Below are 15,103 nucleotides of genomic sequence, written 5' to 3'. Positions count from 1 at the left end.
TGTAATATAAAAAGCCGCCGCAAAGCGACGACTTTTCAATATCAAATTAGATTTGATCTTAAAGGGCGTTTGAAGCACCGCGGTATACAAGGCCACGACGTGAATCAACTGTGATCAATTGACCATCAGCAATAACACTAGTAGCGTCCTTAACACCAACGATAACAGGAATTCCCATTGAGATACCAACAACAGCAGCGTGTGAAGTTAAACCACCGTTTTCAACAACTAAAGCACTAGACTTTTCGATTGCTGGTAAGTAGTCTTTGTCAGTCGTCTTAGTAACTAAGACGCCACCTTCAACGGCCTTGTCGATAGCTTCTTGAGCAGACGTTGCGATTACGGCTTTACCGATAACCGTTTCATCACCGACACCTTGACCATCAGCTAACTTAGAACCAATTAATTGGATCTTCATGATGTTAGTCGTACCGCGTTCGCCAACTGGCACACCGGCAGTGATCAAGATTAAGTCGCCTTCCTTAGCAAAGCCAAGTTCAACAGCCTTAGAAGCAGCTAAATCAAACATGTCATCAGTGGTTTCTGGTTTTTCAGCCACGATTGGTTGAACACCCCAGTTAACCATTAAGCCACGTTGAGTCCGTTCGTCAAAAGTGATTGCTAAGATATCAGCATTTGGACGGTACTTCGAAATCATCTTAGCAGTGTAGCCAGATTCAGTCGCAGCAACGATCGTCTTAATGTTCAAGTTCTTAGCTGCCCGAGCAATCGCAATACCGATTGTTTCAGTAACACTAGTCTTGTCGAAACGGTTTAATTGTAACGTACCGTTTTCAGCCAAAGTGTTTTCAGCCTTTTCGTCAATCTTAGCCATCATGGCAACAGATTCAACAGGGTAAAGACCGTTAGCACTTTCACCAGAAAGCATCGTTGCGTCAGTACCATCAAAGACAGCGTTGGCAACGTCAGAAGCTTCGGCACGAGTAGGACGTGGGTTTTCTTGCATTGAGTCTAACATTTGAGTAGCCGTGATAACAGGCATACCTAAAGCATTACACTTCTTGATTAAACTCTTTTGTACCAATGGCACATTTTCAGCAGGAATCTCAACACCCATGTCACCACGAGCAACCATCAAACCATCACAAACCTTAAGAATTTCATCGGCGTTGTCGATACCTTCTTGTGATTCGATCTTAGGGAAGATTTGAACGTGTTCCATGTGCTTTTCTTCAAGTAATTCACGAATGTCTAAGACATCTTGTGGCTTACGAACGAATGAAGCAGCGATGTAGTTGATTTCATGATCCAAACCAAAGCGAATATCACTTGAGTCTTTTTCAGTGATCCCAGGTAAGTTGATTGAAACGCCAGGAGCGTTAACACCCTTACGTGAGCCTAAAACGCCGGCGTTTTGAACAGTTGTAACCAATTCGCGGTTAGCTTCGTCCTTTTCGTCGATCTTCATATCTAATAAACCATCATCAAAGAGGACATGGCCACCTACATGAACATCATCATAGAGGTTCTTGTAAGTAACGGCAATCTTATCATGGGTCGTATCTAATGAATCATCCATGGTGATACGAACCTTGTCACCGATCTTGTATTCAGATTTTCCGTTAGCTTGAACGGTCGTCCGAATTTCAGCACCCTTAGTATCAAGCATGATACCAACGGTCTTACCCGTAATCTTTTCTGCTTCGTGAACTTTGTTTAAGCGATCTAAATGTTCTTCATGATCACCATGTGAAAAGTTAAAGCGGAAAATATTTGCGCCGGCTTCGATTAATTTAACAATAGTGTCAGTATCGGTGCTGGCAGGACCAAGTGTTGAAACAATCTTGGTTTTTTTCATAAGAAAAATCTCTCCCTTAAAAGTTTTTATAAAAAGACATTAACGTCATTTTTATCAAATTAAAATAAGAACTAACATGCCATGATTACTTGAATGAAATTTCTTCATTCAACTTATCTAATGACACTTCAACGTCATGCTTAGATTCAAATAAATCTAAGATGTTGTGGTTGACTAATTGGTTGTTTTGAATCCCAACCGCTAAGCCACCCTTGCCGGCAAGCAAGAGTTCCACAGCGTAGGCACCCATCTTGCTGGCCATGACACGGTCTTTAGCAGTTGGATTCCCACCACGTTGCATATGAGCAATGGTATTCCCACGAGCATCAAAGTCACCATATTCGGATAACTTCTCAACAAACTCCTGGGCACCCATCACACCTTCGGCTAACACGATCAAGTTGCTCCGATGACCATTGGCCCGGTTATGCTTAATCTTGTTGGCGATTTCTTCCATGTCCCAATCAACTTCGGGGACCACGATAGCAGTCGCGCCGATTGAAACACCGGACCATAAGGCTACGTCACCAGCGCCACGACCCATAACTTCCACAACGAAAGTACGGTCATGACTATGAGCCGTATCATAAATCCGGTCAAGGGCTTGCACGTTGGTGTTGACAGCAGTGTCAAAACCAATTGTGAAGTCCGTGTAAGGAATATCATTATCGATCGTCCCTGGAAGACCAATCGTGTTGTAGCCGTGTTCCGTTAAGCGCAATGCGCCATGGTAAGAACCGTCGCCACCGATAACAACTAAAGCATCAATCCCAAACCGCTTCAATTGTTCGATCCCTTTTAATTGACCTTCTTCATGGGCAAATTCTGGATAACGTGCGGAGTATAGTAAAGTTCCGCCGCGTTGAATCACACCATCTAAGTCGGCTGCTTCTATTTTGTGAATGTCACCGGCAACTAATCCAGCAAAGCCGTAATTGATGCCGTATGCTTCCAACCCTTCAGCCATTGCTTTACCAGCAACTGCACGAACGGCCGCATTCATACCAGGAGCGTCGCCGCCACTGGTTAAAATACCAATGCGTTTCATTTTTTCACCTCAGGCAATAAATTGAGTTCGTAACTCCATAAGTGATTCTAACACTTTTCACGTGGATTGTCTGTTATTTTCTAAAATTAAATGCGTTAAAAAACGCCGTCGTATCAAGGGATAGCGTTCTTCATCACCACATTATCGCGACCTAATAAGGTTGTAAGCGCTCCAACCAAATCTGGATTTTCTGCAACCCAATACTGTGAATTTAGTTCAACCGTTCGATGTGCTGCTACCGAGTAAATTAGAACTGGATTAGGACCTCGATATTGACTTAAGATCCTTAAAATTTCCTTTTGCACAGTCGCCGTTGCTTGCTCAGGTTGCAACCGCAAAAAGAGTTGGCCGGTTGGTTTGGGTAATTGTTCCGCCAACTGCCAGGTGTTTACGATCACTTGCAAATCCCGCTGTTGCTCGACCTTACCAGTAATTAACACGATTGCTTCTGGTTTCAATTCCGCCTGAATCCGTTGATAGGTGTTGGGAAAAATCGTCAAGTCAATTTCGCCGGACAAATCACTTCCCGTTGCAAATGCCATTGGTTGACCACGTTTGGTCCGAATCGTTCGGACCTTAGTAATATAGACCAGTATTTGTGCCGGTTGTTCACTCGTGAGCGTGCTGACTAATTGTGTATGTCGTTGTTGCGCGAGCCAATCATACGTTTCCACAGGGTGCCCTGAAACGTACACACCAAGATACTCCGCTTCTTTGGCCAATCGCTCACCTAACGAAAACTCCGGCTGTTTTTTGATCTTAGGGGCTAATGATTCAAATAAACTCATACTGCCACCGGCTAACTCGGCACTTGACATCAATTCAGGCACACTGGTCAGTAGCTCTGCACGGTTCAAACCAAAGTGGTCAAAAGCCCCCGCATAGATCAGTGCATCCATCAAATCGGCTTTGAGCCACTTCGCGCCAATCCGTTGCATGAACTGCTGAAGACTTTTAAACGGTCCGTTCGCCTGCCGCTCGTCTAACACACTCGCAATAAAGTCACGGCGCAACCCTTTGATTGAACTGAGTCCAAACACAATGGCTTGACCATTCCAATCAAAGTATTGACCGCTCCGATTAATATCCGGGGGAATAATCGCCACTTGGTGCTGACGAGCTTCCGCTAGATACTGTTTCAGCTTCGTTCCATTGCCCAACACAGAATTCATCAATGAGGTAAAGAACGCTCCGGAATAATGGACTTTCAAGTAAGCAAGTTCAAAAGCCATCTTACTGTAGGCAATCGCGTGTGAGCGGTTGAAACCATAGTTCGCAAATTGTTCAATATATTGATAAACCTGTGTCGCAACTGCTTCGGAATAACCATTCTGTTGTGCACCAGCGATAAATTGTTGCCGCATTTTATCAATCACAGCACGTTTTTTCTTGCTCATCGCCCGCCGCAATAAGTCGGCTTCACCTAGTGTAAAGCCGCCCATGACCGCGGCGACTTGCATGACTTGTTCTTGATAGACCAGAATACCGTACGTTGGTCCTAAGATGGGCGCAAGTTGTTCCGCCGGATAACTGACCGGTTCTTGGCCTTGTTTGCGGGCAATAAAATGGTCGATATTTTCCATGGGCCCCGGCCGGTAAAGTGCATTGACCGCGGCGACCAATTCAAAGTTATCCGGGTGCAGACGCCGTAACACGTTTCGAATTCCCGCCGATTCAAATTGGAAGACTCCGGTCGTGTCGCCCGCCTGAAATAATTTCAGGGTCGCTGGATCGTTCAAATCGATTTTAGTAATAGCCAGTGGCCTGCCAGTTTGACGCTGCACATAATGTAGCGCACTTGCCATCAAAGACAAATTCCGTAATCCTAAGAAGTCCATCTTTAACAAACCAACCGCTTCAACAGTGTCCTTAGTATACTGGGTCATCATCATAGTTTCACTACCTGCTTGTAGCGGTACGATCTGAATTAATGGTTTTTGGCTTAATACCACCCCGGCCGCGTGTGTTGAATAATGTCGTGGCAACCCTTCCAAACGGCGAGCTGTTTCAAATAATAATTTATTTTTAGATGAATCAGCAACGAGGTTTTGTAACCGTTGTGAGCCCTGGTAGGCCTGGTCAAGTGTAATATGCAATTGGTTTGGGATTGCGGCACTCCAGTCACTCATCTCGTAAGTTGAGAGGCCAAACACACGGCCAACATCGCGCAGTGCTTGCTTTGCTGCCAAGGTCCCAAACGTAATGATTTGTGCGACGCGGTCATGACCATACTTATCATGAACATAATTAAGTACCTGTTCACGGCGATTATCTGGAATATCCAAGTCAATATCTGGCATATTCGCCCGTTTAGCGTTCAAGAAACGTTCAAATAGCAAGTCATATTTTAAGGGATCGACATCCGTAATATTGAGTGCATAAGCAACTAATGAGCCTGCTGCAGAACCTCGCCCAGGTCCAGTTGTAATCTGGGCCTCATGCGCAAAATTCATGACATCCCACACGATCAAAAAGTAATCATCAAAGCCCATCTGATCGATCACGGTCAGTTCGTGATCCAAACGGTCCTGGTAAGCCTGCTGATCAACCGACGGCGTTATTGCCGCCAATCGCTCCGTTAGCCCAGCCGTGCATAACTGCCGTAAATAAACGTTCGCTGGTTGTCCAGCGGGCGTTGGAAATTGCGGCAACTGTGGCTGTTGAAATTGTAATTCAACTTGACACTGTGCCGCAATTTCGGCCGTAGCCGCCACCGCCGTCGTCAATCCCAGTTGCTCATAGTCAGCCGTTACGGTGTTGGCCGGCCGTAAGTAGTGACTGCCTTCGATACCTTGTAACGATTCGGGCTGTTCGATCTGTTGGCCCCGATCGATTGCTCGCAAAACTGAAACGGCAAAGTAATCCTTTGCTTGGACATAGTCGACTGGATCTAACGCAACTACCGGCAATTGATGCTGTTGCGCAAAGGCCGTCATTGTTGTTCGCAATGCAGGGGCCTGATCCAAAGAAATCCCTAAGTAAAGGCTAGCAGAGTCGACCGCCTGCCTCAGCGTGGTAATCCAATCAGCAGCTCGCTCAGCGGTGTTTTGTAACAACAGCGCAGCTAGTTCACTGTCTTTAGCCGGGGTTAAGACCATTAAATGGTTCAAATAAGGTAATACGGCTGTTAGCGACAATCCTGCATCCGTCGCCGTCTGCTTCATCGTCGACAACCGCATCAAGTTTTGATAGCCAGCTTGATCTTTCGCAAGCACGACCAGACTAAACGTTTGCGCCGTTAGTTCACGTCCTAATAAGTTCAATGTTATTCCCAATATCGGGTTAATTTCTGCCTGGCGACAGGCATTATAAAAATCAACAATACCGTACATGATATCAACGTCTGTTAAAGCCAACGTGGAATACCCCTGTTGCTTGGCAGTTTGGACTAGCTCACTAACTGTACTAGTGCTGTGAAGTAAACTAAAAGTACTCAATACTTGCAATGGAACATATTGTGCCACTATCGCCGCCCCCTTTCATAAAATATCAGCTTTCAACTCGCATCGAAAACGTAACATCAGATCAGCTACGTCAAGCCCGCTCCAAATTGATGGGTAAACAAAGAATTTACCAGTCTATTCAATGCCAGTTGATGACCAATCTTGTCCTCAGATATATTCGTTACTATTCATTATACCAAACAGTTGTTCTAAGCGGCAGTTTTAAGTCATCAGATAACGTGCACGGTTATTTTTAGATGGATAACTAGGGTTTCACCGCCGTCTCGTCGTAATTATATCAACCTAATTAAAGCCTTAATATCCCGTTATTACCTAATTGCTTTTTCCTGTCGGTGTGTTAAAATAATTTTCATTGGGAGGTGTCGGAAAATGATGAGACAACTTACGATTATCTTTTGGAGTGTCCTCTTCGGTGAGGTCATCGGCTACATCGGTGGTGCTCTTGAACAGTTGGACTATAACTTTGGTGAAATCGGCATCGTTGCTGCAATTTTCGCGCTAGTCGTGGTCAACAGCATCACTTATATTACTAATCATTCCCAACCCGCTAAAGGTTCAGATAATAAGTAATTAAAAACAACCAGAGGCTTCGCTTAGTCTCAGCACAACAAAAAAAGACGAGTATCCCGATTGCGGTTACTCGTCTTTTTTTGTTGTGTGCTTGACGCGCCAGCCAACTAGAATGCTGGTACATACCCGACCCTAACATTCAGATTAATGACGCTTACGATCCATCACTTGCTTTGAGCATTTGCAGCGTTTTGGCATATTTCTGCTTTGCGCGTTGTGCTGCTGCCCAAAATGCCAAATCGGCCGCTGATAAAGAACCACGTTGTACATTAATTTTTCAATTCATTTTTTGCATACTGGTCAAACCTTTTACGATCGTCGTCCATGTTCGCTTACTCCTCGATTTTGGAGTAGCTTAACACGACAGCGTCGGCGGTAACAACTCTTTTCTCAGTATGAGGTTAAACGCACGGGCGCAAGGTCCCCCTCGTCCGAAGCTAAGCGCGGCTACCATCATCATAAACCAAAGATAGCTGCCTCACACCTACACGATCAAGCCATCCAGAATCATAGGCTCAACCAAGTCACAATAATAATCCGCCTAAAAAAAGCTGGCCCGTGAGCATCGCAAGGTGCTCACGGTCCAGTTTTTATTGGCCCAATTATCGTCACTGAAACGCATTATCACGCGTTCAAATCAGTGATTACGCTTATGCCGGCTGGGTCGATTGGTTTTCGAAGACTAAGTGATCGTCCATCAAATTAATGGCGACTGTCGATTTTGGTGCCACGCGCCCCGCAATGATCTCTTTTGCCAGCGGTGTTTCGACGTGATTCGTGATAAAGCGCCGGAGCGGCCGGGCACCGTATGCCGGTTCATACCCCTGCTTAGCGATCCACTTCTTCGCTTCGTCAGAAATTTTCAGTGTAATCTCACGATCTTGGAGACGGGCAGACAACCGATCAATCAATTTCACCACAATTTCCTCAATCGCGCCCAATTGTAGTGGCGTGAACATAATGATGTCATCGATTCGGTTCAAAAATTCCGGTTTGAATCGACTTTGAACCAGCTGCATAACCTGTTGATGGGTGTCGGCCGACAAGTGACCCTGGTCATCAACCCCCGCCAGTAGCAACTCTGATCCTAAGTTCGACGTCATAATCAAGATGGTATTTTTGAAGTCGACGGTCCGCCCTTGACCATCCGTCAACCGACCGTCATCCAATACTTGTAACAAGATGTTAAACACATCTGGATGCGCCTTTTCAATTTCATCGAATAACACGATCGAGTACGGATTACGCCGGACAGCTTCGGTCAACTGACCGCCTTCTTCGTAACCAACGTAGCCCGGTGCCGCCCCGACCAATCGCGAAACGGACTCTTTCTCCATATATTCACTCATATCGATCCGAACCATATGATCATCGGCGTCAAACAAATTCTCAGCCAATGCTTTCGCTAATTCCGTCTTACCAACCCCAGTTGGGCCTAAAAACATAAAAGAACCCAGGGGACGATTAGGATCTTGCAAACCGGCCCGCGAACGTAATACGGCATCCGAAACGGCATCGACCGCCGCATCCTGACCAACCACTCGTTCATGCAAATGGTCCGCCAAGTGTAATAATTTCTCCCGCTCACCGGCAACCAGTTTGGCTACTGGGATTCCTGTCATCCGGGAAACCACGTTTGCAATCTGATCTGGCGTGACGGATTCCTCAACTAACCAATCTTCATGATGATCATTGGCTTCCATGGCCTTCAACTCTTGTTCCAGCTTTGGAATCGTCCCGTGCTGCAACTTAGCTGCTTGTTCCAGATCATAATTATTTTCAGCATTTTCCAAGTCGTGCTTAGCTTTGTCTAACGCCGACTTTTTGTCGCTTAACGCTTGGAGACTCTTCTTTTCACTGTCCCAGCGTTCGGATAAAGCCCGCTGTTTTTCCTTTGCGCTGGCGAGTTCTTTTTGTACATCCGCTAGCCGTTTAACGGAGGCATCGTCAGTTTCCTTCTTTAAGGCGGCTTCCTCGACCTCTAAACGCATTAATTGTCGGTTGACTTGGTCTAATTCCGTTGGGTTGGAGTTCATTTCGACCCGAATTTCAGCAGAAGCCTCATCTACTAAATCTAAGGCCTTATCTGGCAAGTAACGATCCGTAATATAACGATCAGATAACTTGGCAGCGGCCACTAAGGCGTTATCATGAATCCGAACACCATGATGGATTTCAAAGCGTTCCTTTAAGCCACGTAAAATACTAATTGTATCTTCAACACTCGGTTCAGCAACCAATACTTTTTGGAACCGCCGCTCGAGCGCCTTGTCCTTTTCCATGTACTGACGATATTCATCTAACGTCGTGGCCCCGATCAAATGAAGTTCTCCCCGCGCCAACATTGGTTTCAACAAGTTACCGGCGTCCATACTGCCTTCTGTCTTACCAGCACCAACGATATTATGGATTTCATCGATGAACATGATGATCTGCCCATCGCTCTTCTTGATTTCCTTGAGGACGGCTTTGAGTCGTTCTTCAAATTCACCACGATACTTCGCCCCGGCAATCAGGGACCCCATATCTAGCGAGAACAACGTCTTATCTTTTAAGTTCTCCGGCACATCACCACGAACAATTCGTTGCGCTAGGCCTTCCACGATGGCAGTTTTCCCAACTCCCGGTTCACCAATCAAGACAGGATTATTTTTCGTCTTTCGTGACAAGATCCGAATAACATCCAGAATCTCTTCGTCCCGGCCAATTACTGGATCTTGATTCCCCTGGCGCGCCTGCTTAACCAAGTCGACGCCGTACTTTTCCAAAGCTTGATACTGATCTTCCTGATTACGTGACGTGACCCGTTGGCCCCCGCGAATACGATCAACGGCATTCTTGACTTGTCCTGCCGTGATGCCTTGCTGATTCAAGTATTTGGTCAACTGATCACCAGTTTGATCCATCAGCGCTAAAGCCAAAGTGTCGGTCGCAAGGTAATCATCACCTAACGCTTTGCGCTTAGCATCGGCAGCCTGCATCAGCGTAGCTAGACTACTGCTCATACTGCCACCGTACTGAACGTTACCACCGCTAACAACGGCAATGTCATCCAGCTCACGGTCGAGCTCTGTTTGTAATTGGTCTAAATCAGCGCCGGCCTCACTAAAGATCTGCCGAACCAGTTCGCCTGGTTGCGTTAAAAACTTAAATAGATGGGGCACCCCAATTTCTTGATGGCGCCGTGTTTGTGCGATTTGTTGTGCCTGTTGTAAGGCTTGTTGTAAACTTTCTGTAAATTGTTCTGGATTCATATTGTACCTCCTCAAAAACGGTAGCAAAAAGGCAGCCGTCATAGCTGCCAATTTTTGTTTGACCTTTATTGACTATTAGAGTATAACCCGTAAGGTCAAACAAGGTCAAGGATTTAGTCCTGGTCATAATTATCCTGAACGATTTGTAAGACAACGTCCACGGCTTGGGCCATCACTTGTTCTGAAACGTATTCAAACCGACCGTGCATGTTCTCACCGCCAGCAAACAAGTTTGGTGTCGGCAAGCCCATAAATGAGATCTTGGAGCCATCCGTCCCACCACGAACCGGATAAATGGCTGGCGTGATACCGAGCTTGAGCATGGCTTGTTTGGCCAATTCAACGACCCGCATATCTTTTTCAATGATTTCGCGCATATTGTAATACTGGTCCTTCATGTCGACCTTGATCCGGGCCACACCGTCAGCCAAATTCAGCCGATCCGCAACCGCCATAAATAACCGTTTACGTGCTTCGAACTTATCGCGGTCATGATCACGAATAATGTAAGTCATCTTAGCGCTGTCAACGGTCCCGTCTAAACTAAGCAAGAAGAAGAACCCTTCACGGCCTTCCGTGTGTTCCGGGACATCATGTGCGGGTAACGCCGATTGAAAATCAACGGCTAACTGCAAGGCGTTGACCATCTTATCCTTAGCTTCCCCTGGATGAACGTTGACACCTGTAATCGTCACCGTCGCTTGGGCCGCGTTGAACGTTTCATACTCCAGTTCACCAAGCGGACCACCATCGACGGTGTAGGCATAATCGGCGCCAAAGGCAGGCACATTAAAGTGATCAGCACCAGTCCCAATTTCTTCATCGGGACCAAAAGCTAACCGAATCTTGCCATGTTTGATCTCAGGATGGGCCAACAAATATTCCGCAGCACTAATGATTTCAGCAACACCAGACTTATCATCAGCTCCAAGCAGCGTGGTTCCATCAGTTGTGATCAGCGTGTGACCAGCATAGTTCTTTAAGTTTGGGAAGACCGCCGGATCCAGCACATAGTCCCCGTTTCCGAGCTTAATAACTGATTCACCGTCATAATTGTCAACAATTTGTGGATTGACATTTTCCGCGTTAAAGTCAGCCGTATCAATATGTGAAATGAAGCCAAGGGTTTTAACAGCTTTGTCACTATTCGCAGGAATCGTCGCAAAAACGTACGCACTTTGCGCATCCTGTTCAACATCGCTCAAGCCTAAATCAGTGAGCTTACTCATTAATTGCTTTAAAAAGGCCGTTTCACGTGGTGACGAAGGAATTGTCGTTGATTCCTCATCTGAACGACTATTAATTTTGACAAAGGTTAAAAAATCTGAAATTAAGTTTGGATATTTTGACATATGATAACTTCCTTTCCTTATTAAAGTTCATGATTAACTTAGATGAAGGTAAACGGATCAGTATTCAGCTGAGACGCCACAATCTCGATTGGCCAGCCAGCTTGTACACGCCATTGATCAAACAGCTTAGTGAGTTGTGACTTACAAATACTCTCGATATGGTGGCCTGGATCAATGACCGTCAACCCGGCTGCCAGCATATCGTGACCGGTGTGATAATAGACATCCCCGGTCACGTAAGCTTGTGCACCTGCTCGCAACGCTTGGGGATAGAACTTACCACCATCGCCGCCCAGGACGGCCACACGGGTAATCCGTTGTCGGGGATCGGCACTGACTAGTCGCAGGCCGCTGACACCAAATACTTGCTTACACTGTTCGGCAAATGCCTGCGCTGATAACGGTGTCGGCAAATCACCGACTCGGCCCATATAATACTGATGACCGCCAGACAACAGTGGCACAACCTGGTAATCCCACGTGTCAGCGGCTAAGTCATTAATGCCCGCTACCGCAGTTGGAATCTGATCGGCTAGTAAGTCGACGCTGAACTGTTCACCCGAGTTGACAGCGTAACGATCTAGCGTGGCACCCACGGTATTCGTTAAGTATTCCTGTACCGTTTCAACTTGATTGGTCGGTACCGTTAAAGTCAACTTAACAGCCTGTGCCCGATACTCAGGAACCAATCCCTGCACATTTTGCAAGTCTAAGGCCGCCGCAAGCCAATCGTTCATGCCGCCCTCAGCACAGTCCAGATTCGTATGGGCCGCGTACACCAAGATGTGGTGAGCTGCAAGTTTTGCATACATTGCTTTCTGAGGATCCTGATAATCAAGATTGTTGGCCGGTCGAAACATGACGGGATGATGAGCAAAAATCATGTCAGCACCGATCGTGATGGCTTCTTGGACAACTTCCGGCCGCACATCCAGGGTAACTAACACCTTGTGGATGTCCTGATGAGGATCACCGATTTGTAATCCGGTGGGATCATGCTCCCACTTCAACTTGAGTGGCGCAAATTTTTCAAAACGCGCAATTAATTCACTTGCTTGCATCCGTCAGGACTCCTTCAATCAATTTGATTTTAGCGTGAGCCAGCGCTAACTGTTCCTCTGGTATCACTTTAGCCCGTTGCATTTGTGCAACCGCCGCATTTACTCGTTGTAACTCACGTTGCCACTTAGCGATAAACACCGGCGACTTCTCAGCTAGCAGAAACGGGCCAAACATCTGTTCAGTCGTCGTATACGTCACCTGATGATCAACCCGATCAGCACAAAGAATCTCATAAGTATGGCCATCTTCAGCTAGAATTCGTTCAGCTACAATTTGAAACTGATTGGCCGCCAGCCATTCCCGCACGGTCGCTTCACCAACATTAGGCTCGAGTACCAACCGTTGAACACCGGCGAGCTGGGTCGGCCCCTGTTCAAGAATATGGCGAATCAAAGGGCCCCCCATCCCGGCAATCGTGACCGTATCAATACGATCAGCTGGTTCAATCGCAGCAAGACCGTCAGCTAGACGGGCCACTAAGCGATCCGTTAACCCCAGCTTTTGAATCTCATGACGCGCATTTTCAAAGGGCCCCCGGACGACTTCACCAGCTACACCATAACTAGTTTGATGATTTAATGCGAGATTAGCTGGCAAATAAGCGTGATCTGACCCAATATCGGCCACGCGGGCGCCCGGCTGAACGAAAGCGCCAACCGTTGCTAATCGTTTTGATAATTGTTTTGCATCCACATACAGTTCCCCTTTAATTCGGGAAGATTTACCCACACGACTAACTTTCAATGGTTGTGGTCAAATCCACCCGGCTCAATTGTTTTAATTATTCAGTTTAACTAACCACGCACGTCACTCGCTATCCTTAGTATGCACCAAAATCGAAACGTGCTGGTCGTTGAATTACGGGTCGGCTCTTTATCAGAAATACCCAACGAGGTTCAACTAAGATCATGGCAATACCCAATGGCCTGGAAGTTAGCAGTCTGAACAAAGGTCGCACACTAGATTAGACCTTTGTTGGCCAATCATCTTTGACCTTAAAAACCAACGCATTTCAATGGTGATTCAGGATAGCACCCGTATCACCGTACGTCACTAATCATATTTTACCATGCTTCACTGTGAATACGCATTCAGCTGGTTAAATTTTCCTGAAAATTCCTAAGCTTTGTTCAAACTAACTAAAATTCTATTAATGCAAGTTTGTATGACAGGCAGACGTGCCATAATATGGCTAATGTCGACTGGCAAGCGACATATTATTTAATGAGAGAAAGTTTGATTAACCATGCGAAAACGTCTTTTAACGACGTCGCCATTTTTGACTGGCCTAAAATTATTAGCTATTCTGCCGCCGGTAGGTATCGGATGGCTGATTTATTTAAGCCGGTGGCAATGGCTGGCGTTACTCAAACATCCACGACAATTCAGTCGGCACGACCCGTTGCTAGGGTTTATCGTCCTATTAATGGGCATCACGACGCTCAATCTCAAACACCACGATTATCGTAGTGTTATTCTGTCTGTCCTAATGCTTTTTGTATTGGGCAATCTTTGGTTGTTGTGTCGTGAGTCCACGCAGTCGATTGCTTGGCACGAGCTTCGTAAATTTATCATCCAATTTGGCTTGTATATTACAATTAGTGGTTTTGCTTTCCACTGGCTTAACCAAGTATTGACATTACCAACGTGGCTGAAGTTCATGCTGGGTGACCTATTATGGGGCTATGCTGCTAATCAGAATCGCTTGTTCGGGTCCGCCTATAATCCAAATGATGCCTGCTGTTTATTATTGATTGCCCTCGGCTTACTATTGACACAGTTAAGTCATGGAAGTGTTCACCCCTTCACGCGCTGGCCGCTCATAAACTGGTTTTTGGTTGGCTTACTTTGTGTGGGCGTTTATCAAACCAAATCGCGCACAGGGCTCATGATCATGATCGCCATTCTGATTATGACGACTTACCAGCTTTGCCGTCACCATCGCATTTTGGTTACAACAATCTTGATTGCTGGCAGTTTAATTGTCTGGCACGTTTTCCCCAGAAGTGCTTCGACCATCACCGCGCTTCAAAGTCGCTTGACGATTTGGCACAACAGCTTCACCGTTTTCAAACAGGCCCCGTACCTCGGCGTGACGTATTTTGGCTTTGCCCGGCACTATTTGCAATTGACGGGAACCTACGTCCCACACGCCCACGATATTTTGCTCATGCTACTAGCTTCTTTTGGTATCCTAGGCGGTGCCGGCTTTATTTACTTAGTCCTCAGCAGTGGCTGGCACTTAACCAAATATTGGCACCAGTATCGTACGCCAAATTTGCGTTACTTTATGATGACTTTGCCCATCATTCTAGCCTATGGATTGACGGACTTCGTTTTATCTTCTATGCAAGTATTGATTATTATTTTGCTCATTATCGCTTGTTGGCACCACGAACAACAATTGCGGCCAATCATTAGCCCTCGCAAGTATCAGTCTCCACTTATCTGACACTTTTCATCGCCATCAATTTCGAACGGGCAGTAATGCCCCATTTCAAAAATAGTGTGCGCTGCCGGTCATCAAGCCGCAA

9 protein-coding genes are annotated in these 15,103 nt (G+C 46.2%); 2 read left to right on the top strand and 7 right to left on the bottom strand.

What is annotated here, in order from left to right; all coding sequences use genetic code 11:
- Window positions 1-58: 58 nt before the first annotated feature.
- The 3 genes from pyk to dnaE form a co-directional block, all read right to left on the bottom strand.
- Window positions 59-1,819: a pyruvate kinase gene (pyk, locus tag MMY95_RS09230; protein WP_003640603.1), complete on the bottom strand. Its 1,761-nt coding sequence runs from the start codon at window positions 1,817-1,819 to the stop codon at window positions 59-61.
- A gap of 85 nt (window positions 1,820-1,904) precedes the next feature.
- Window positions 1,905-2,867 (bottom strand): 6-phosphofructokinase, encoded by a 963-nt coding sequence (gene pfkA, locus MMY95_RS09225; protein ID WP_003640604.1) that lies wholly within the window; start codon window positions 2,865-2,867, stop codon window positions 1,905-1,907.
- A gap of 113 nt (window positions 2,868-2,980) precedes the next feature.
- Entirely contained in the window at window positions 2,981-6,331 is a 3,351-nt protein-coding gene (gene dnaE / locus MMY95_RS09220; protein ID WP_053267877.1) for a DNA polymerase III subunit alpha, read from the bottom strand.
- 369 nt (window positions 6,332-6,700) lie between these two features.
- On the opposite strand from dnaE, the gene MMY95_RS09215 reads away from it, so the two are divergent.
- Window positions 6,701-6,901: a YjzD family protein gene (locus MMY95_RS09215; RefSeq protein WP_013355569.1), complete on the top strand. Its 201-nt coding sequence runs from the start codon at window positions 6,701-6,703 to the stop codon at window positions 6,899-6,901.
- A gap of 650 nt (window positions 6,902-7,551) precedes the next feature.
- On the opposite strand, the gene clpB is transcribed toward MMY95_RS09215, so the two are convergent.
- The 4 genes from clpB to MMY95_RS09195 form a co-directional block, all read right to left on the bottom strand.
- On the bottom strand, window positions 7,552-10,155 hold the full coding sequence (clpB, locus tag MMY95_RS09210; protein WP_013355570.1) for an ATP-dependent chaperone ClpB: 2,604 nt from the start codon (window positions 10,153-10,155) through the stop codon (window positions 7,552-7,554).
- A 113-nt stretch (window positions 10,156-10,268) separates the two neighbouring features.
- Window positions 10,269-11,507: a peptidase T gene (pepT, locus tag MMY95_RS09205; protein ID WP_003644443.1), complete on the bottom strand. Its 1,239-nt coding sequence runs from the start codon at window positions 11,505-11,507 to the stop codon at window positions 10,269-10,271.
- 38 nt (window positions 11,508-11,545) lie between these two features.
- Window positions 11,546-12,568 (bottom strand): Nif3-like dinuclear metal center hexameric protein, encoded by a 1,023-nt coding sequence (locus MMY95_RS09200; RefSeq protein ID WP_053267876.1) that lies wholly within the window; start codon window positions 12,566-12,568, stop codon window positions 11,546-11,548.
- The gene (locus MMY95_RS09195; RefSeq protein WP_087509461.1) at window positions 12,555-13,262 is read right to left on the bottom strand and encodes a tRNA (adenine(22)-N(1))-methyltransferase TrmK; all 708 of its coding nucleotides are present in this window, start codon (window positions 13,260-13,262) and stop codon (window positions 12,555-12,557) included. Before MMY95_RS09195 ends, MMY95_RS09200 begins: the two co-directional genes overlap by 14 nt.
- 553 nt (window positions 13,263-13,815) lie before the next feature.
- On the opposite strand from MMY95_RS09195, the gene MMY95_RS09190 reads away from it, so the two are divergent.
- Window positions 13,816-15,021 (top strand): O-antigen ligase family protein, encoded by a 1,206-nt coding sequence (locus tag MMY95_RS09190; protein ID WP_053267874.1) that lies wholly within the window; start codon window positions 13,816-13,818, stop codon window positions 15,019-15,021.
- Window positions 15,022-15,103: the final 82 nt, after the last annotated feature.

The organism is Lactiplantibacillus sp. ME-2 (genome assembly GCF_022549155.1).
Classification (GTDB): Bacteria; Bacillota; Bacilli; order Lactobacillales; family Lactobacillaceae; genus Lactiplantibacillus; species Lactiplantibacillus plantarum.
Note: the sequence above shows the minus strand (reverse complement) of the source record. Positions and strands in the feature narration are given on the sequence as shown.